Source organism: Brevundimonas sp. GW821-FHT09G01, assembly GCF_059416065.1.
This window is the reverse complement of sequence record NZ_JBWKOL010000013.1, coordinates 26,195-45,308: the sequence shown is the minus strand read 5'-3', so window position 1 is coordinate 45,308 and position 19,114 is coordinate 26,195. Positions and strand designations below refer to the sequence as shown.

Here is a 19,114-nt window from a genome sequence, read left to right as displayed (position 1 = left end):
ATTAAGACTTGCCTCGCGGGCCCTGTCGGGCCATGCGGCGCGCCCTTGCAACCGCAAATTCGCGTGCTCATGACCTCAGCTCCCGCCGCTGTCGCGTCCGTCAAGGACGTGTCCAAAACCTTCGGCGCCCGGAAGGCGTTGAACGGCGTCTCCGTCGAGGTCGGCGCCGGCGAGATGGTCGCCCTGATCGGCCCGTCCGGCTCCGGCAAGTCGACCCTGCTGCGCTCGATCACCGGCCTGCAATCGATCGACGGCGGCAAGGGCACCATCACCGTCTTCGGCGAGGTGGTTCAGAAGAACGGCCGCGTGACCGGTCAGGTCCGCGCCGCGCGCCAGAAGCTGGGCATGATCTTCCAGCAGTTCAATCTGGTCGGCCGCCTGTCGCTGTTCTCCAACGTCATGCTGGGCGCGCTCGGCCGCGTTCCGGGCTGGCGCGGCCTGTTCGGCGCCTGGCCGGGCGCGGACAAGGAACTCGCCATGGCCGCCCTGCACCGCGTCGGCGTGTCCGACTATGCGGCCCAGCGCGCCAACACCCTGTCCGGCGGCCAGCAGCAGCGCGGCGCCATCGCCCGCGCCATCGTGCAGGGCGCGAAGGCCATCCTGGCCGACGAACCTGTCGCCTCGCTGGACCCCGTCTCCGCCCGCAAGGTCATGGAGCTGCTGGTCGAGCTGAACCAGCGCGACGGCATGGGCGTCATCGTCACCCTGCACCAGGTCGACTACGCCATCCGCTATTGCGACCGCGTCATCGCCCTGCAGGGCGGCAAGATCGTCTACGACGGCCCGTCGACCGGTCTGGACACGGCCCGCCTGATCGAAATCTACGGCCCGGAGTTCGAGGACGCCTTCTGGGAAACCAAGGCATGATCCTTTCCGGCTGGGCTCGCCGTTCCGGGATCGGCGCTCTCGCCGTCGCCGCGCTGGGCCTGACCGGCGTGGCTCTGGCCGGCTGCGGCGAGCGGAACGGCGCGTCCGGCAAGCCGGCCGAGACCGTGACCTTCTCCATCCTCTCCGCCCAGGGGCAGGCGTCCGCCGGCCCCCTGTGGCAGCCTCTGCTGGACGACATGTCCAAGGCCGTCGGCGCGCCGGTGAAGCCGCAGTTCGCCTCGACCTACGCCGCCCTGGTCGAGGACATGAAGCGGGGCGAGGTCCAGGCCGGCTGGTTCTCGGCCCAGCCCGCCATCGACGCCATCGATGACGCGAACGCCGAACTGATCGCGCGCACCGTCAACCAGCAGGGCCAGGACAACTATCGCGCCACCCTGATCGTCAAGACGGGTTCGGGGATCACCCTGGACGGCGTCATGGCCTGCGGGCGGCGCTACAGCTTCGGCATCGGCGACGCCCAGTCGACCTCGGGCACCCTGGCTCCGCTGACCTATCTGTTCACGCCGCGCGGCATTGATCCGGAGCGCTGCTTCAGCAGCGTCCGCTCGGCCAACCATGAGCGCAACGCCTTCGAGGTCGCCTCCGGCGTGCTGGACGTGGCGACCTCCAACACCGTCAGCGGCGCGGCCCTACAGGGCCAGAACCCGACCCTCGCCGAGCAGATCCAGGTCATCTGGCAGTCGCCGCCGATCCCCGAGGGCGGGATTGTGGTGCGCGAGGACCTGGACCCGGCGCTGAAGGAAAAGATCCGCAGCTTCTTCCTGACCTACGGCCAGGGCGCCGGGGTCGAGGCCGAGCGCCAGCGCCGCGTGCTGGCCGGACTGCGCTATTCACGCTTCAACGCCGCTGACGACGACTATCTGGACCCCGTGCGGGAAATGATGGCCGACCAGCGGCTGATCGCCGCCCGCGCCGAGCGCAACGCCGCCGGCGTCGCCGAGGCCGAGCAGGAACTGCAACGCCTGCGGGCGAAACGCGAGGTTCAGCCGTGAACCCCCTCAAGACCACAACCGCCGCCCGTTCGGGCGCGTTCCGGAAAGCCATGGGCATGAGCCGCCTTCGTACCGTCTTCGCCGCCGTCCTGGCGCTCGCCGTCGTCGTCCTCGGACTGACCTCGGTCCCCGCCGCCGCCCAGACCCGGGCCGAGCGCCCGACCAAGCTGGTCTTCACCATCCTGTCGGCGGAAGGCCAGGCCTCGTCCGGCCCGATGTGGCAACCGCTGCTGGACGATCTGGAACGCGCGGTCGGCATTCCGGTCGAGCCCATCTTCGGCTCCAACTACAGCGTTCTGGTCGAGGCCATGAGCGCCGACCAGGCCCAGATCGGCTGGTTCTCGGCCCTGCCGGCCGTCCAGGCCATCGACCGCGCCGGCGCCGAGGTCATCGCCCGCACCGTCGATATCGAGGGCAAGGATTCCTACACCTCGTCCCTGATCGTGAAGAAGGGCTCGGGCATCACGCTCGCCGACGTCGAGCGTTGCGGAAAGCGCTACGACTTCGGCATCGGCGACGCCCAGTCGACGTCGGGCACCTTGGCGCCGATGACCTATTTCTTCAGCCCGCGGAACATCACGCCGTCGGCCTGCTTCGCCACCGTCCGCTCGGCCAGCCACCAGGCCAACTCCTTCGCCGTGGCCAACGGCCTGGTCGACGTGGCGACCTCCAACTCGGTCAACACCATCTTCCTGCGCCGCGAGAACCCGGCCATCGCCGACCAGATCGAGGTCATCTGGCAGTCCCCGCCGATCCCGGAATCGGGCATCCTGATCCGCGGCGACCTTCCCGCCGACGTGAAGGCCAAGATTCGTCAGTTCTTCGTCACCTACGGCCAGGGCTACGGCCCCGACGTCGAGCAACAGCGCGCGGTGATGACCAAGCTGAACTATTCCCAGTTCCGCGCCGCCGATAACAGCTACCTGGACCCCATCCGCGAGATGAAGGCCGACCAGGCCCGCCGCGAAGGCCGTCCGCCCGAGGTTGCGCCGCCGTCCAGGAAGGATCAGATCACCCGCTGGGGGCCGTTCGCCCTGATCGGCGTCCTGGTGCTGCTGGCCATCGGTCTGAACGTCCTGCCCAAGCCGGCTCCCGCGCCGAGCGATCCGGCCGTGGTTCCGGCGCCGCCGAAGAAGTCCATGGCCGCCTGGTCGCTGGACATCCTGCTGTGGGGCGGCTTCGCCATCATCCTGCTGGCGGCGGTCGGCCACGTCGGCCTGCCCAATATCGGCAACCTCTTCTCCAGCCCGGAGAAGATGCAGAAATACGGCCAGGCCTTCCTGAGCCCGGACTTCAGCCAGTGGCGCATGCTGGTCGGCCAGATGTGGCTGACGGTTCAGATCGCCCTGTGGGGCACCTTCCTGGCGGTCTTCATCGCCATCCCGCTCAGCCTCATGGCGTCGCGCAACCTGTCGCCGGCCTGGCTGGTCTGGCCGGTGCGCCGCGTGATGGACCTGCTGCGCTCGGTGCCCGACCTGGTGGTCGCCACCCTGTTCATCGTCGCTGTCGGCCTGGGCCCGCTGGCCGGCGTGCTGGCCATCGCCCTGAACACCGCCGGCGTGCTGGCCAAGCTGTTCTCGGAAGCGGTCGAGTCGATCGACAAGGGTCCCATCGAGGGCGTCAAGGCGACCGGCGCGGGCGGCCTGCACGAGATCGCCTGGGGCGTCATCCCGCAGGTGGCTCCGCTGTGGACGTCCTTCGCCCTCTACCGCTTCGAATCGAACAGCCGCGCGGCCACCGTGCTGGGCCTGATCGGCGCCGGCGGCATCGGCCAGACCCTGTTCGAAAGCCTGCAGGCGTTCGAATATTCCAAGGTCTCGACCATCGCGATCATCATCGTCGTGGCGGTGACCCTGATCGACATGCTGTCCCAGGCCATGCGCAAGCGGCTGCTCTGAGCCTGAGAACCGCACCCACCTCCGCTCATCCCCGCGAAGGCGGGGACCCAGGCTTGAGCTAAGCGCGCAGCCGGTCGAACAGGTCGTGCCAGCCGGGGTTCATCTCTTCGATGAGCCTCAGCTTCCACAGCCGATTCCATTTCTTGATCTGGCGCTCGCGCCGGAATGCGCCGGCGCGGCTCTCGTAGACCTCATACCAGACAAGCCGGGCGACGCCGTATCTCGCCGTGAAGCTCTCCGGTCGCATCTTGTCTCGATGCTGCGTGATGCGCACCAGCAGGTTGTCGGTCGATCCCGTATAGAGGGTGCCGTTCCGCTTGCTGGCGACGATGTAGGTGAAAAAGGCCAAAGGCGGAGACCGCGGCTAAAACCTGGGTCCCCGCCTTCGCGGGGATGAGCGGAATTAAATCCGATCATCCATGCACGTCAAGCGTGTGTCAGCCCTGCCGCAGATCCGGCGGCGTCGCCTCTTCCGTCAGCATGCGGATGGCTTCCTCGACGGTGACCAGTTCCTGGGCCTGCGAGCCGAGGCGGCGCAGGGCGACCATGCCCTCTTCGGCTTCCTTCTTGCCGACCACGGCGATGACCGGGACCTTGCCGACCGAGTGCTCGCGCACCTTGTAGCCGACCTTCTCGTTGCGCAGGTCGATCTCGGTCCGCAGCCCGGCGGCCTTGAACTTCGCCACCACCTCTTCGGCGTAGCTGTCGGCGTCCGAGACGATGGTCGCCACCACCGCCTGCGTCGGCGCCAGCCACAGCGGGAAGGCCCCGGCGTAGTTCTCGATCATGATGCCGATGAAGCGCTCGAACGAGCCCAGGATCGCGCGGTGCAGCATGACCGGCCGATGCTTCTGGCCGTCCTCGCCGATGTAAGTCGCGTCCAGCCGCTCGGGCAGGACGTAGTCCAGCTGCAGCGTGCCGCAGGTCCACTCGCGCCCGATGGCGTCCTTGACCACGAAGTCCAGCTTGGGCGCGTAGAAGGCGCCGTCGCCCTCGGCGATGACGGGATCGACGCCCGCGGCCTTGGCGGCCTCGGCCAGCATGCCCTCGGCCTTGTCCCAGAACGCGTCCGACCCGGCGCGGATCTCGGGGCGGGTGGCCAGGTTGATGTAGGCCGTCTCCATGCCCAGGTCGGCGTGGATCATCTTCGTCAGGCGGATGAAGCGCTCCGTCTCCTCGACGATCTGGTCCTCGCGGCAGAAGATGTGGGCGTCGTCCTGGGTGAAGCCGCGCACGCGCATCAGGCCGTGCAGGGCGCCCGACGGCTCATAGCGGTGGCAGGCGCCGAACTCGGCCATGCGCAGCGGCAGTTCGCGGTACGAGCGCTGGCCGATGCCGAAGATCTGCACGTGGCCCGGGCAGTTCATCGGCTTCAGGCTCAGGGTCTCGCCCTCGACCGTCTCGCAGACGAACATGTTGGGGCGGTATTTCTCCCAGTGGCCCGACTTCTCCCAGAAGGTGCGGTCCAGCACCTGGGGCGTCTTGACCTCGACATAGCCGGCGGCGTCCAGCCGGCGGCGCATATAGGCCTCGATGACCTGCCACAGCACCCAGCCCTTGGGGTGCCAGAAGACCATGCCCCGGCCCTCTTCCTGCATGTGGAAGAGCTCCATGGCGCGGCCCAGCTTGCGGTGGTCGCGCTTCTCGGCCTCCTCGACGCGCAGCAGATAGGCGTCCAGGTCGGCCTGGCTGGCCCAGGCCGTGGCGTAGATGCGCTGCAGCTGCGGATTGCGGTGGTCGCCGCGCCAGTAGGCGCCGGCCAGCTTGGTCAGCTTGAAGGCCTTGCCCACGAACTTCGTCGAGGGGAAGTGCGGTCCGCGGCACAGGTCCGCCCAGGTTCCCGTCCGGTAGACGGTGATCGTCTCGCTGGCGGGCAGGTCGCGGATCAGCTCGGCCTTGAAGCTCTCGCCCTTGGCCTCGAACATCGCGATGGCCTCGTCGCGGTTCCAGACCTCGCGGACCAGCTTCTCGTCGCGGTCGACGATCTCGGCCATCCGCTTCTCGATCGCGGCGAAGTCGTCCGTCGAGAACGGCTCCTCGCGGAAGAAGTCATAATAGAAGCCGTCCTCGATGGCCGGGCCGATGGTGACCTGGGTGCCGGGGAACAGCTCCTGCACGGCCTGCGCCAGGATGTGCGCGGCGTCGTGGCGGATGGTCTCCAGCGCGTCGGGATCGTCGCGCATGATCAGCTTGAAGTCGCCGCCGACTTCCAGCGGGCGGTCCACGTCCCACTGCTGGCCGTTGATCTCGACCAGCGCCGCGCGCTTGGCCAGGGACGGGGAGATGGAGGCCGCCACGTCACGGCCCGTCGCATCGGCGGGAAACTGTCGGCTGGCGCCGTCGGGGAATTTGAGTTCGATCATCGGTCTGTCTTTTCGGGCGGCGGAGGCACCGGATCATAGGTCCAGTCCATGCCGCTGAAGGGGTGGCATTTACAGAGGCGTCTGACCGTGAGCCATCCCCCCTTGAGCGGTCCGTGCTGGATCAGCGCGTCCCGCCCGTAGTCGGAGCAGGTCGGCCGGAACCGGCATTGCTGCCCGATCAGGGGCGACAGCGTCACCTTGTACCCGCGATGGGCCAATCGGACGCCGCGTTCGTAGAGAGTTCCGCCGGAAGCCATGTCGCCGCGCTTATCCCCCGTGAAGGGCCTGGCCTCAAGTAGCGCGACCGCGCGATAGGCCAAAGATAAAGGAGCAACCGCCTAGCCGGCGAGGCGAGTTCGGGTGTCCGGAGCCTTGCGCTCCAGCGCCTCGCGGACGGCGTCCAGCGTCGCCTCGATGGCGACCATGGTGGAGGCGTGGCGGGCCGGGTAGTCGGCGACCTGTTTCAGGGCGCGCAGGCCCTCGAACCGGCCCTCGGGGCCTTCACCGCCGGATTTCAGCATGGCCAGCATGGCGTCGCGGGCGGCGGACAGCTCATTCGCCGTCGCGCCGATCACCGCCTCGCCCAGCACGCCCGCGGCGGCCTGGCCCAGGGCGCAGGCCTTCACGTCCTGGGCGAAGGTCGCGATGCGGCCCTCGGCGTCCAGCGTCACGTCCACGACGGCCTTCGATCCGCACAGCTTGGCGACCCGCTCGCCCGTGCCTTCCGGCGCGGGCAGGCGGCCGCTGTGCGGCAGGTTGGCCGCCAGCGTCAGGATGCGCGTGCTGTAGAGCTCGTCGATCATGGAACCCAATGTAGGGGATCAACCGCCCCTCAGCTACCTTGCAGGGAGGTCCAGGTGCGGGCGGCGGCCTGTTGCGAGCCCGCGGCGTTGCGGGCGTTCAGCCAGGCCAGGTTGCTGTCGGCCTGGTCCGGCGGCAGGTCGCGGCGCAGGATCTGCTCCGCCTCGCCCATCTTCCCGTTCAGGCCCAGGGCCAGCGCCAGGTTCAGCCGCACCTTCAGCGAGGCGCCCGGCTGGGCGGCGGCGCGGCGCAGCAGGGGCTCGGCGGAGGCGTTGTCGCCGCGCGTCATGGCCGAGACGGCCATATTGGTCAGCACGTCGGGATTCTCGGGCGACAGGGCCAGGGCCTGGGCCCAGGAGGCGCGCGCGTCGTCGGTCCGGCGCACCTGCTCATAGGCCGTGCCCAGCAGCGACCAGGGGTGCCAGTCGTCGGGCTTCATGTCGCGGGCCCGCTCCAGCGCCAGGATGCCGTAGAAGGCCTGGCCGCGCGCGATATGGGCCCGGCCCAGCTCCAGCATGGCGTCGTAGTTGCCCGGCTGGACCAGCAGCACGCGCTGGGCGATGTCGGCGGCCTGGTCGTGGCGGCCCAGTTCGCGCAGCGCCTGCGAGGCCTTCACTCCGGCGACTGGGTCCAGCGGCGTGATCTCGGCCTCCTGGGTCCAGAACACCGACCGCGACAGGGCGTCGGCCCGCTCATAGGCGGCGCGCACCTCGGCGGTCGCGGGCGTGCGCGGCGGCGCGGGCTCGGCGGCCTGTTGAGGCACAGGCGTGACCTGCGCCAGCGCCGGGGCGGCGAGGGCGGTGAACAGGACGACGGTTGCGATACAGGCGGTCGTGCGCGACATGAGAAGGCGCTCCGGAAAGGTCGGCCATAGAATCGGCCCTCCGCGTCAACTGCTGGTTAACAAAGGCCGACTCCATGTCCGTTCTCCATCCCGATGTGCTGACCGCCGACGCCACGGGCGCGCTTCCGGTCCGCGTGGTCGGCAAGGACGCGGTTCTGAGCGGCGCCGAGGCGGCCTGGGCCGCCGCCAATGACTTCACCGGCAAGGCCGGCCAGCTGCTGGTCCTGCCCGGCGCGGACGGCGCCGTGGCGGGCGCCCTGTTCGGCGCCGGCGACCGCTTCGATCCCATGGCCGCCCGGGGGCTGGCGGCCAGACTGCCCGCCGGCCTGTGGCGGCTGGACGGCGTGGACGGGGAGGCGGCCTCGCAGGCGGCCCTGGCCTTCGCCCTGGGAGCCTATCGCTTCGACCGCTACAAGAGCCGTCCCGCCCAGGGCGCGCGTCTGGCCGCCCCCGGCGTGGACGCGCAGCCCCTGCTGAACATCGTCTCCGCCTGCGCCCTGGCCCGCGAGATGGTCGACACCCCCGCCGGCGACATGGGCCCCCTGCAGATCGAGACCATCGCCCGCGAGATCGCCGAGGCCCACGGCGCGGCCCTGAGCGTCATCACCGGCGACGCCCTGCTGGAAGAGAACTACCCCGCCGTCCACGCCGTCGGCCGCGCCGCCGCCCCGCACCGCGCGCCCCGGGTCATCGAGATCGGCTGGAACCTGGACCAGACCGGCCTGCCCCTGGTGGCCCTGGTCGGCAAGGGCGTCGTCTTCGACACCGGCGGACTGGACCTCAAGCCCGCCGCGGGCATGCGCAACATGAAGAAGGACATGGGCGGCTCGGCCCATGTGCTGGCGCTCGGCCGCCTGATCATGCAGGCCGGGCTGCCGGTGCGGCTGGTGGTGCTGGTCGCCGCCGTCGAGAACGCGGTGTCGGGCGACGCCTTCCGCCCCGGCGACGTCCTGTCCAGCCGCAAGGGCCTGACCATCGAGATCGGCAATACGGACGCCGAGGGCCGGCTGATCCTCGCCGACGTCCTGACCCGGGCGGCGGAGCACAACCCCGACCTGACGCTGGACTTCGCCACCCTGACCGGCGCCGCGCGGATGGCGCTGGGACCGGAGCTGCCGCCGCTGTATACCGACGACGAGGCTCTGGCCGCCGACATGCTGGCCGCCGCCGCCGCCGTGGGCGACCCGCTGTGGCGCATGCCGCTGTGGGCCGGCTACCGGTCGGCGCTGGAGACCGAGATCGCCGACCTGAAGAACGATTCCTCCGCCTGGGCGCAGGCCGGCTCGGTCTGCGCGGCCCTGTTCCTGCAGAAGTTCGCCCCCGAGACCGGCGCCTGGGCGCACATGGACATCTTCGCCTGGAACCCCCGCGCCCGCCCCGGCTGGCCCGAGGGCGGCGAGGCGCAAGGCCTGCGGGCGTCGTTCGAGATGCTGAAGCGCCGCTTCGCGGTGAGGCAGTAGGCAGATAGGCAGTAGGCAATAGGGACGATTGCTCCCTCCGCCGACGGTCTGCACCTTACTGCCTACTGCCTACTGCCTACTGCCTACCGCCTACCGCCTAAATTCCTCCCGTTAACGGCCCTTCCACCACCGCGCGCTACAACACCGGCTCAACCAGACGAGCTTCGTTTGACCGCTGCCGCCGACATTCTGGACCCCCGCACCATCCTGGCCCGGCCCGATCTGGCCGAGCAGGCGCTGGAAGGCGTGGTCCGCGCCGCGGCCTACCGCGCGACCCGGGCGATGCGCTGCACCGCCCCGGTGGCCGACATCCATGGCGAAACCGGATCCCGCATCGACCAGCTGGTCTTCGGCGAGGTCTTCGACATCCTCGACGCCGACGGCGACCGCCTGTGGGGCCGCGCCCGCCGCGACGGCGTGGTCGGCTGGGTCAAGGCCTCCAACCTGACCGAGGGCGCGCCCCTGGCCCGCGCCCGGGTGGCCGCGGTTGACGCCGCCCTGCCCTTGAACGCCCTCGTCCTCGAGGGCGAAGACCCCAGTTTCCAGCCCGTCGGCGTGTTCGAGACCGATCCCGTCGCCGTGGCCGAACGCCTGCTCGGCGTGCCGCACGTTCCCGGCGGCCGCTCCTCGCGCGGCACCGATTGCGCAGGCCTGGTCCAGCAGGCGCTCTACGCCTGCGGCCGCGCCGCGCCGCGCTACCCGGACCAGCAGGTCAAGCTGGGCGCCGAGACGCCGCGCGCGCAGGCCCGTCGCGGCGACCTGGTGATCTGGCTGCATGACGACATGGGGCCGTGGAACGGCCATTCCGCCATCCTGATCGACGCCGACCGCGTCCTGCACGCCACCGGCCACCACGGCGCGGTGGTCATCGAGCCGCTGGCCGAGGCGGAAGCCCGCTACGCCGCCGAGGGCTTCAAGGCGCCGCGCTTCCGCAGGCTCTGAGCCACAACTCCGTTGCTATCGTCATCCCGGGGGCGCGAAGCGAACCCCGGGACCCAGCGGCGCCGCGACTGCGGTGAAACACCATCAGCCGTCAACCAAGCTCGCTGTCGCCGATACTCGAGCTCCCCACAGGTTCGCGCTTTCGCGCGCCGCTGGGTTCCGGCCTTCGCCGGGATGACGATAGCGGGCCAGAACGAAAAAGGCCCCGCTGTCGCCGGCGGGGCCTTTCCGTATCTGTGACCGAGCCTAGTGGTTGGCCGGGGCCGGGCTGGTCGCGGCGGGCGGAGCCGCCGGCGTGGCCTGGGTCGTCGCCGGAGCGGCGCCCGGGGCGGCCGGAGCCGCGCCCTCGGTGGCGGCGGCGCCTTCGGCCGGAGCCGCGCCTTCCGCCGGAGCGGCGGCGGGAGCCGCGCCGGGCTGACGCGCGGGGTCCGGCGCCGGGATGGCGAAGCCGCCCGAGCCTTGCGAGCGCAGCCAGGCGATCAGGTTGATGCGGGTCTGCTGGTCGCGGATGCCCGCGAACGACATCTTGGTGCCCGGAACGTAGCGGCCCGGCGCCGTGATGAACTGGTCCAGCTGGTCATAGCCCCAGGTCGGCGCTTCGGCCTTATGGGTCGCCATGGCGTCCGAATAGGCGAAGCCGGCGCGGTGCATGACCGGGCCGCCGACGACGCCCCACAGATTCGGGCCGATCTTGTCGGCGCCGCCCGAGTGCGCGTCGTGGCAGGCCTGGCAGCGGGCGAAGGCGGCTTCACCGGCGGCCAGATCGGCGGCCGGCAGGACCGTGCCCCAATCCGGCGGCAGGACCACTTCGGCCGGACCGCCCGCGGCTTCTTCCGGAGCGTCGACGAAGTAGCCCATCTTTTCAGGAGCTTCGGTATGATAGATCGCGCCCGTCACCTGCTGCACGCCGATGATGACGAAGGCGGTCGCCAGAGCGGCGCCCAGGATCTTGTTGCCGTTCAGATTGCCGCTCATGCGTCTCGTCGCATCCCGTACATTAGGGCCCGACCGTCTGGACGGCGGGCGAATTCTTGCGTGGGCGTCTCTTACACGCTAGCGCGGCCTTCGCAACCGGGCCGGAGCGACCTTTCAGGCGGTCCGGCGTCGCAGGCAGCGAGGCAGACCGATGAATCCGTTGATAATGATTCCCGCTCGCATGGCGGCGACCCGCCTGCCGGACAAGCCGCTGGCCGACATCGGCGGCAAGCCCATGATCGTGCGCGCCTATGAGCAGGCCGCCCTGTCGGGCCTGCCGGTGGCCGTGGCGGCGGGCGATCAGGCCATCGTCGACGCCATCGAGGCCATCGGCGGCGTGGCCGTCCTGACCGATCCGGACCTGCCTTCGGGCTCGGACCGTATCCGCGCCGCGCTGGAGGCCATCGATCCGGACGGCGTCCACGATGCGGTGATCAATCTCCAGGGCGACATGCCCTTCGCCGATCCGGGCCTGGCTGTCGCCTGCGCGGCCCTGTTGCACGGCGAGCCGCGTTGCGACATCGCCACCCTGGTGGCGCGCGAGGCCGACGTCTCGGACCGCTCCAATCCGGACGTGGTCAAGGCGGTCATCGCCCTGCCTGAAGGCGAGCGCCACGGTCAGGCCCTCTATTTCACCCGTTCGACCCTGTACGGCGACGCCCCGGTCTGGCGGCACATCGGCCTGTACGGCTACCGCCGCGAGGCCCTGCTGAAATTCTGCGCCGCCCCGCCCTCGCCGCTGGAGAAGCGCGAAAAGCTGGAACAGCTCCGCGCCCTCGAAATGGGCCTGCAGATCTGGGCCGCGGTGATCGACGAGGCTCCGCTGTCGGTCGACAATCCGGCGGACCTCGAGGCGGCCCGAAGGCTGGCCTGACCCAATCTTCTCCCTCCCCTCATGGGGAGGGTGGCTCGCGAAGCGAGACGGGTGGGGAACCGAGCGCTCGGATACGGACCCCACCCTGTCGTCGCTGGCGCGCCGACATCCCTCCCCACTTCGGGGGAGGGAGAATCACCGCCCGCCCAGGGCGCGCGCCGTCGCCTCGTCCGCCGGGAAGAAGGATTCGATGGCGATCTCGGACAGGGTCACGTCCAGCGGCGTGCCGAACACCGTCGTCGTGGTCAGGAAGGACAGCGGCCCGTCCGGTCCGTCCAGCACCAGCGGCGTGGCGATGGCGCTGCCCGGCGCCGGGTGGGCGCGCGGCCCCGGCGGCGCGGGATAGGCCCACAGCTCGTCCAGAAGCGCCAGGATGCCGGGGTCGGCCGAGGCCGCGAACTGCGCCCGCAACCGCTCCAGCGCATGGGCCCGCCACTCCGGCAGGTTGCGGATGCGCGGCGCCAGGCCCTCGGGGTGCAGGCTCAGGCGCAGCACATTGATCGGTCCCTCCAGCAGGTGCGGCGCGGCGCCGGCCAGCAACGGCCCCACGGCGGCGTTGGCCATCACCAGGTTCCAGCCGCGGTCGACGGCCAGGGCGGGGTAGGGCTCGTGCGCCTTCAGCAGCCGCTCGATCGCCGCCCGGGCCACGGCCATGTCCGGCGCGTCCAGCGCGCGCTCGGCGTGGACGGCGGCGAAGCCGGCCAGGCTCAGCAGGGCGTTGCGCTCGCGCATCGGCACCTCCAGCCGCTCGGCCAGGTTCAGCACCATCTCCCGGCTGGGCCGCGCCCGGCCGGTCTCCAGGAAGCTGAGGTGGCGGGTCGAGATGTCGGCCTCGATGGCCAGGTCCATCTGGCTCAGGCGGCGACGGCGGCGCCAGTCGCGCAGGGCGTGGCCGAAGGTCGGGCCAGAAGTCGGGGTGGTGTCGGTGATGTTCTGCATGACGACGATCCAATCCCTCCGAGGTGGGTCTGGCCATTACCTCTCGCGTAATCGACCGGCCTGAGCGGGGCCGTCAATCTCGGATCGTCAACACCGAGGAGGACGACATGACCACCGCCAACACCCCCCTGTTCCTGCGTCGCGTTCTGGGCCTCGACGCCCTGGCCAGCGGCGCCACCGGCCTGCTGCTGGCCTTCGGCTCCGGCCCGCTGGACGACCTGCTGGGCCTGGACCCCGCCTTCACCCGGCCCGCCGGCCTGTTCCTGGTCGCCTGGGCGCTGGGCGTCGCCGCCCTCGCCCTGCAGGCCCGCCCGGCCCGGCCGCTGGTCATGGCCGTCATCGCGGTCAACGCCCTGTGGGTGATCGAAAGCGTCATGACCCTGGTGCTGGGCTGGCTGCAGCCGAACGGGCTCGGCGTCGCCTTCGTCCTGGCTCAGGCGGCGGCGGTGGCGGTCTTCGCCGGCCTGCAGGTCTTCGCGATCCGGGGCGCCCGTCAGGCGGCCTGATCGTCGGCGCCGTCGACCCAGGCCTGCAGCAGGCTGCGGGCGATGGCGATCTTCGGCGGAGCCTTGATCGAGGGATGGCGGCCGGCCAGCACGTCGGCCGCCTCCTGCCGTGTCAGCCAGGCCACCGCCTCCAGCTCCGTCTGGTCCGGCCGAGCGTCGTCCGAGTCCACGTCGGCGAACAGGCCGATCATCAGCTGGGACGGGAAGGGCCAGGGCTGGCTGGAGTGATAGCGGACCGCCGTCACCGTCAGGCCGGCCTCTTCCTCGATCTCGCGGGCGCAGCCTTCCTCTATGGTCTCGCCGGGCTCCAGGAACCCCGCCAGCGCTGACATCCGGCCCTCCGGCCAGGCCGCCTGGCGGCCCAACAGACATTTCGGCTCCGGCCCGCCCTTGTAGATCGCCAGCATGATGGTGACCGGATCGACGCGCGGGAAATGCTCAGTCTTGCAGGCCGGACAGATCCGCTTCCAGCCGCCGGACGCCGTGTCGCTGGCCTGGCCGCAGGCGGCGCAGAAGCCGTGCCGCGCGCGCCAGTCGAACAGGCTCTTGGCCAGTCCGGCCATGGCCGCGTCGGCGTCCGACAGCACCCCCGCCGCCTCGCGCATCTCGGGGAAGGCGCCCAGCCCCTGCAGCGGCCCGGCCGTCGGATCGACCGGCCCCTCGACCTCGACGGCGAACACCGGGGCGGCTTTCCACAGGCCGAGGAAGACCTCGCGGTCCGGGACCACGGCCCGGGCGTGGTTCAGCGCCAGCCATTGCAGGCGCGGTCCCTCGGCATGGTCCTCGACCAGCGGCTTGCCCTGCCACATGACCAGCGCCAGCGCTTCGGGATCGGCGGCCTGTTCGATCAGCCATTCAGGATCGTTCCGCCGATCCCCCGCCCGATCGAGCGGATTGCCGGCGAAGGTGTTCAGGGCGGGGAGGGGCATGGCGGTGTTCTAGCAAGGCGGCGCTTGCATCCGCGAGCCGGAATCGTCATATCCCCGATCGGAGATCGCGGGCGAAGGCTTCGCCAATCTGGTCAGGGCCGGAAGGCAGCAGCCACAACGAATTCCCCTTCGGGTCGCGGTCTCCACCTTCTCCTGACATCTTGGTGCGCTAACGCTCGGCTCGCGGAGCCTCGCTGCTTGAGCGCATTCCTCCCCCATGGGGGAGGGGGACCGCCGGCGGAGCCGGTGGTGGAGGGGCGCCGGATGCACGCACATCCGCCCTCCCGGAATCTCTCCGCCCACGCTAAGACAATCCCATGAGCGACATCGACCCGAGTCTCGAAGGCCCCCCGTGGGACGAGGACGCCCCGGAAGGGGCGGCGGAAGAGCGCGACCCCAATACCGAGGACATGTTCGGCGCTCCGCCCGTGGCCCCCGAGCCCGAGAAGGAAGTCGCCCTGGCCGAGGCCGCCGCGCCTTCGCCGCCGAAGCCCGCGCTCGCGGCCGAACAGCCGGCGCATGAGAACGACGGCGCCGCCTATCAGGTGCTGGCCCGCAAATACCGGCCGCGCACCTTCGAGGACCTGATCGGCCAGGAGGCGATGGTGCGCACCCTGACCAACGCCTTCGCCACCGGCCGCATCGCCCACGCCTTCATGCTGACCGGCGTGCGGGGGGTCGGCAAGACGACCACGGCCCGCCTGCTCGCCCGCGCCCTGAACAACGAGACCGACGTCATCGACCGGCCCTCGCTGGAGCTGACGGCCCATGGCCGGCACGACGCCGCCATCATGGCCGGCCAGCATATGGACGTGATGGAGATGGACGCGGCGTCCCACACCGGCGTCAACGACATCCGCGACATCCTGGAGAGCGTCCGCTATGCGCCGGTCGAGGCCCGCTACAAGGTCTACGTCCTGGACGAGGTCCACATGCTGTCGACGCAGGCGTTCAACGCCCTGCTGAAGACGCTGGAAGAGCCGCCGCCCCACGCCAAATTCATCTTCGCCACCACCGAGATCCGCAAGGTGCCGGTGACCATCCTGTCCCGCTGCCAGCGTTTCGACCTGCGCCGCGTCGAGCCGGAAATCCTGGTCGAGCATCTGGGCCGCGTCGCCGACCGCGAAGGCATGAAGATCGAGCAGGAGGCCCTGGCCCTGATCTCGCGCGCCGCCGAAGGCTCGGTCCGCGACGGCCTCAGCCTGCTGGATCAGGCCCTGGTCCAGGGCGAGCGCGGCGAGACGGTCAAGACCGAGATCGTGCGCGACATGCTCGGTCTGGCCGACCGCACCCAGACCATCGCCCTGTTCGAATCCATCATGGCCGGGCGCACGCCCGAGGCGCTGGAGCTGTTCCGCACCCTGTACGGCTACGGCGCCGATCCGGTGCAGGTGACCAACGATCTGCTGGAGCATTGCCACGCCGCCTCGGTGGCCAAGATGCTGGGCCCCAACGCCACCCGCCTGCCCAATGATCAGGCCCAGAAGCTGACGGCGCTGGGCGCGGTCATCTCGGCGGGCACGCTGGCGCGGGTCTGGCAGATGCTGCTCAAGGCGCTGGACGAGGTCCGGCGCGCGCCCAATCCGGCCGACGCCGTGGAGATGGCCATCATCCGCCTGGCCTATGCGGCCGACCTTCCGGGACCGGAAGAGGCTCTGAAAGCCCTGCGCGACGGCGACCCCGTCGGCGGCGGCGGCTCGGCCCCGCGCGGCGGCGGTGGTGGTGGAGGCGGCGGCGCCCAAGCCAGTTTGGGGGCCCAGCTGGCCGCGCGGCCGGTCGCGGCCCCGGCCCTGCCCGATCCCCAGTCCTTCGAACAGGTCGTGGCCCTGATCGGCGAGAAGCGCGAAGTCGGCCTGCAGATGGACGTCCAGCGCTTCGTCCGCCCGGTGGCCTTCAAGCCCGGCGCCATCACCTATGAGAGCGTGCAGGGCGCGCCGATCGACCTGGCCCGCAAACTGTCCGCCCGGCTCAGGGAATGGACCGGCCGCACCTGGCTGATCGCCGCCAACGGCCAGGGCGGCGGCGAGACCATCATCGAGATCGACCGCCGCAAACGCTCCGAAGAGCGCGCCGAGGTCGAGGCCGATCCCTTCGTCAAGGCGATCATGGAGGCCTTCCCCGGCGCGAAGATCGGCGAGATCCGCACGACCGCCGCGCCGGTGGACCTGCCGGTCATCCCGGACGAGGCGGACGACGAGGACTAGGTCACCAGAAGCGTTTGGTGAGCACCAGCGCGACAGTGCGGGGCGTCGGCGGGTTGTTGTACGGGTCGAAGCCGATCACGCCGTCGACGATGCGCGGCGGCTGCTCGTCGAACACATTGGCCACGGTCACCTGCAGTTCGCTGTCCGACAGCCACGGCGCCGCCGACAGGATGCCCAGGTCCAGGCCGACGAACAGCGAGGCGGTGGTGAAGGCGCCCACCTTCCGCCGGGGTTTCCCCGGCCGGTCATCGGTAAAGCCGTCGACGTAGTTCACCACCGACCCGATGGAATAGCCGTCCCGCCCCCAGACGACAGAGCCGTTCAGCCGCAGATCGGCCGGCTTGGCGTATCCGTCCAGCCGCGAGATAGCGGTCGAGCCTCCCGCCTTCATCTCCAGGTTCAGGATGTACTGGCCGCTGACGTTCACGGCCACCGAACCGCCGAACAGCGCGCCGCGATAGCCGAAGTCCAGATCGAAGCCGTCGGTGGATTCCACCGCGAAATTCTGGGCGCGGATGTCGGCGATCAGCTGCACCTGCGACAGCAGGCCGGCGGGGACTTGTCCCGCGGAATCGAAGAAGGTGAGGTCCCCGCCGTTGATCGACGGCACCTCCGCGAACCGGCGGAAGACCGCCGGATTGTCCACGACGGCCCGCACCTGCGCCGGCGTCGGCCGCAGCGTGTTGAAGATCTGCAGGTCCGGAACGGACAGGCTGTCGTCCGGAGACGGCGTGCCGATCCGGTCCGAAATCTTGACCCGGTAATAGTTGGCCTTGACCGTCAGGCCGGGAATGAAGGTCGGGGTGAAGTCGAAGCCGAGCGTCAGGGTGTCGGCGTTCTGGGTCTTCAGGTTCGGATTGGCGCCCGCCCGGAACATGACCAGCGCCTGTCCCGGCGGCAGGGCGGGATCCTGGTCGCCGGGCGCGAGGAAGCCGTAGTCGTAGATCCCGAACGACACCTGTTCCGCGATGCCGATGGTGTTGCGGAACCGCGGCGTCAGGAACGACCGCGCATAGGTGCCCCGCAGGGTGAAGGATCGGTCGACCTGCCAGCGCAGGCCGACTTTCGGCGACAGGGCGGTGTCGAAGCTCAGATCCTCGTACCGGGCCGCGACGGACAGGGCCAACGACCGCATCAGCGGCACCGCCTGCTCCGCGCCCACGATCGGCACGTTCACTTCGCCGAAGATCGACTTGACCTCGCGCGCGCCGCCGTTGCGGTTGAAGAAGATGGTCGCGTCGGTGTGCAGCTTCTCCTTGCGGTACTGCAGGCCCGCCGCCGCGAAGACGGGCCCCGCCGGCAGGGTCGCCAGCGTGGTCTGGCCGCGCAGTTCGGCGACGAACAGGGTGTTGACGTCCCGCTGCGTGCCGGGCGGCCGCCCCATCCGGCCGACGCTGTTGTCGGTCTGGTTGCGGTGGTAGTCGACCGTCAGGTCCAGGCTGGTGAAATCGCCGCCCTGCCAGTGCGCGCCGCTGTAGACCGACGAGCCTTCGGTCCGTGTCCGGAACGCCCGGCTGAACGCGGGGTGGTCGAGATACAGCTGCTGCGCATCCCGATCGCGCCGGAAGTGGGAGGCGTCGAGGGTCAGGGTGATATCGCCGACCGCCTGTTCCGCCCCGGCGTAGAGACCGGTCAGCCGTTCGTTCGGCAACTGGGTGATCTGAAGCGTCTCGCCCTGCGCCACGACCGGGTCGCCGACGAACGGAGACCGGTCCTGGTACATGGCCATGCCGTAGGCGCTGCCGCTGCTCCAGTCGTGACCGGCCAGGACGCCGATCTGCAGGTCCTTCTTGTCGGTCTGGGTGGCGGTCGCGCCGCGCACCTGCAGCTCCAGGCCGTGCGTCGGCCGGCGGGTCACGATGTTGACGACGCCGGCGACCGCGTCGGCCCCGTAGGTCGCCGAGGCGCCGTCGGGAATAATGTCGATCCGCTCGATCAGCATCGACGGAATGACCGAAACCGTCGGGGCCTCGCTCATGCCGACCGAAGGCATGCGCCGGCCGTTCAGCAGCGTCAGCGTCGCGTCCGAACCCAGTCCCCGCAAGGCGAACCCGGCGAAGCCGTCGTACTGGTTATAGGGCGTCGCATTGCCCAGGGGGCTGCCGATCCCCGCCCCGGTGGTGGCCAGTTCGCTGAGGTCGCCCGCGAAATTCTGCGGGATGGTCAGCATGTATTCCGAGACGGACCCCGCCCCGGACTGCACGATGTCGTCCCGGCCGTGCGTGAACACCGGGCTGGCCATGTATTCCTTCGGCAGGCCGCGGATCAGCGAGCCGGTGACGATGATGTCGCCGACGGCGTAGGCCTCCTCATCGCGGTCTTCGCGTCTTTCGACGGGCGCGCCCGCCGGCCGCGTCTCCTGGGCGGCGGCTCCGGACGCCAAACCCCCGACCAGGGAGGCGAGCGCCAGCCCGTTCAAAACGACATTCTTCATGAACACCCCCGATTGTTATGTAATAACATAACATATGGAGCATGCTTAGTTTGGGGACGCGGCGG

At 70.1% G+C, this 19,114-nt stretch carries 17 protein-coding genes, 1 other RNA gene and 1 pseudogene; 10 read left to right on the top strand and 9 right to left on the bottom strand.

Annotated elements, in window-relative coordinates; translation table 11 throughout:
• Positions 1–69 precede the first annotated feature (69 nt).
• The 4 genes and pseudogenes from phnC to phnE all read left to right on the top strand — a co-directional run bounded on the left by phnC (position 70) and on the right by phnE (position 3,778).
• On the top strand, positions 70–867 hold the full coding sequence (phnC, locus tag AC07NB_RS17235) for a phosphonate ABC transporter ATP-binding protein (protein ID WP_291834622.1): 798 nt from the start codon (positions 70–72) through the stop codon (positions 865–867).
• Entirely contained in the window at positions 864–1,880 is a 1,017-nt protein-coding gene (gene phnD / locus AC07NB_RS17230) for a phosphate/phosphite/phosphonate ABC transporter substrate-binding protein (RefSeq protein WP_492314108.1), read from the top strand. Before phnC ends, phnD (AC07NB_RS17230) begins: the two co-directional genes overlap by 4 nt.
• A 50-nt stretch (positions 1,881–1,930) precedes the next feature.
• Positions 1,931–2,788: pseudogene (gene phnD, locus AC07NB_RS17225) on the top strand (phosphate/phosphite/phosphonate ABC transporter substrate-binding protein); the annotation flags it as partial.
• Positions 2,789–3,019: 231 nt separating this feature from the next.
• On the top strand, positions 3,020–3,778 hold the full coding sequence (gene phnE, locus AC07NB_RS17220) for a phosphonate ABC transporter, permease protein PhnE (protein WP_291834643.1): 759 nt from the start codon (positions 3,020–3,022) through the stop codon (positions 3,776–3,778).
• 58 nt (positions 3,779–3,836) lie between these two features.
• On the opposite strand, the gene AC07NB_RS17215 is transcribed toward phnE, so the two are convergent.
• From AC07NB_RS17215 to AC07NB_RS17195, 5 genes are all read right to left on the bottom strand, one after another.
• Positions 3,837–4,127, bottom strand: a complete 291-nt coding sequence (locus AC07NB_RS17215) for a GIY-YIG nuclease family protein (RefSeq protein WP_492314109.1) — start codon at positions 4,125–4,127, stop codon at positions 3,837–3,839.
• Positions 4,128–4,215: 88 nt separating this feature from the next.
• Positions 4,216–6,141, bottom strand: coding sequence for a threonine--tRNA ligase (gene thrS / locus AC07NB_RS17210; RefSeq protein ID WP_492314110.1), 1,926 nt, complete (start codon positions 6,139–6,141; stop codon positions 4,216–4,218).
• Positions 6,138–6,398, bottom strand: a complete 261-nt coding sequence (gene yidD, locus AC07NB_RS17205; protein WP_291834641.1) for a membrane protein insertion efficiency factor YidD — start codon at positions 6,396–6,398, stop codon at positions 6,138–6,140. The genes thrS and yidD overlap by 4 nt, the downstream gene beginning before the upstream one ends.
• Before the next feature lie 81 nt (positions 6,399–6,479).
• Positions 6,480–6,944: an iron-sulfur cluster assembly scaffold protein gene (locus AC07NB_RS17200; protein WP_291834613.1), complete on the bottom strand. Its 465-nt coding sequence runs from the start codon at positions 6,942–6,944 to the stop codon at positions 6,480–6,482.
• Positions 6,945–6,973: 29 nt separating this feature from the next.
• Positions 6,974–7,786 carry a tetratricopeptide repeat protein gene (locus AC07NB_RS17195; RefSeq protein WP_291834610.1) on the bottom strand — a complete coding sequence of 271 codons (813 nt, stop codon included), beginning with the start codon at positions 7,784–7,786 and terminating at the stop codon, positions 6,974–6,976.
• 74 nt (positions 7,787–7,860) lie between these two features.
• On the opposite strand from AC07NB_RS17195, the gene AC07NB_RS17190 reads away from it, so the two are divergent.
• The gene (locus AC07NB_RS17190) at positions 7,861–9,246 is read left to right on the top strand and encodes a leucyl aminopeptidase family protein (protein WP_494572474.1); all 1,386 of its coding nucleotides are present in this window, start codon (positions 7,861–7,863) and stop codon (positions 9,244–9,246) included.
• A gap of 168 nt (positions 9,247–9,414) precedes the next feature.
• Positions 9,415–10,188 carry a C40 family peptidase gene (locus tag AC07NB_RS17185; protein WP_494572473.1) on the top strand — a complete coding sequence of 258 codons (774 nt, stop codon included), beginning with the start codon at positions 9,415–9,417 and terminating at the stop codon, positions 10,186–10,188.
• A 246-nt stretch (positions 10,189–10,434) separates the two neighbouring features.
• Here AC07NB_RS17185 and AC07NB_RS17180 read toward each other — a convergent pair whose 3' ends face one another.
• The gene (locus AC07NB_RS17180; protein ID WP_494572472.1) at positions 10,435–11,163 is read right to left on the bottom strand and encodes a c-type cytochrome; all 729 of its coding nucleotides are present in this window, start codon (positions 11,161–11,163) and stop codon (positions 10,435–10,437) included.
• A 151-nt stretch (positions 11,164–11,314) separates the two neighbouring features.
• On the opposite strand from AC07NB_RS17180, the gene AC07NB_RS17175 reads away from it, so the two are divergent.
• On the top strand, positions 11,315–12,037 hold the full coding sequence (locus AC07NB_RS17175; protein WP_494572471.1) for a 3-deoxy-manno-octulosonate cytidylyltransferase: 723 nt from the start codon (positions 11,315–11,317) through the stop codon (positions 12,035–12,037).
• 135 nt (positions 12,038–12,172) lie between these two features.
• Here AC07NB_RS17175 and AC07NB_RS17170 read toward each other — a convergent pair whose 3' ends face one another.
• Positions 12,173–12,976, bottom strand: a complete 804-nt coding sequence (locus AC07NB_RS17170; RefSeq protein WP_494572470.1) for a helix-turn-helix domain-containing protein — start codon at positions 12,974–12,976, stop codon at positions 12,173–12,175.
• Between the two features lie 107 nt (positions 12,977–13,083).
• On the opposite strand from AC07NB_RS17170, the gene AC07NB_RS17165 reads away from it, so the two are divergent.
• A complete protein-coding gene (locus AC07NB_RS17165) occupies positions 13,084–13,482 on the top strand; it encodes a hypothetical protein (RefSeq protein WP_494572469.1) in 399 nt (132 codons plus the stop codon).
• Here AC07NB_RS17165 and nudC read toward each other — a convergent pair.
• On the bottom strand, positions 13,470–14,411 hold the full coding sequence (gene nudC / locus AC07NB_RS17160; RefSeq protein ID WP_494572468.1) for an NAD(+) diphosphatase: 942 nt from the start codon (positions 14,409–14,411) through the stop codon (positions 13,470–13,472). The genes AC07NB_RS17165 and nudC overlap by 13 nt on opposite strands.
• Before the next feature lie 57 nt (positions 14,412–14,468).
• On the opposite strand from nudC, the gene ffs reads away from it, so the two are divergent.
• An RNA gene (ffs, locus tag AC07NB_RS17155) (signal recognition particle sRNA small type) lies at positions 14,469–14,562 on the top strand.
• 166 nt (positions 14,563–14,728) lie between these two features.
• On the top strand, positions 14,729–16,615 hold the full coding sequence (locus AC07NB_RS17150) for a DNA polymerase III subunit gamma/tau (RefSeq protein WP_492314119.1): 1,887 nt from the start codon (positions 14,729–14,731) through the stop codon (positions 16,613–16,615).
• A 1-nt stretch (position 16,616) separates the two neighbouring features.
• Here AC07NB_RS17150 and AC07NB_RS17145 read toward each other — a convergent pair whose 3' ends face one another.
• A complete protein-coding gene (locus AC07NB_RS17145; RefSeq protein WP_494572467.1) occupies positions 16,617–19,049 on the bottom strand; it encodes a TonB-dependent receptor plug domain-containing protein in 2,433 nt (810 codons plus the stop codon).
• Positions 19,050–19,114 lie beyond the last annotated feature (65 nt).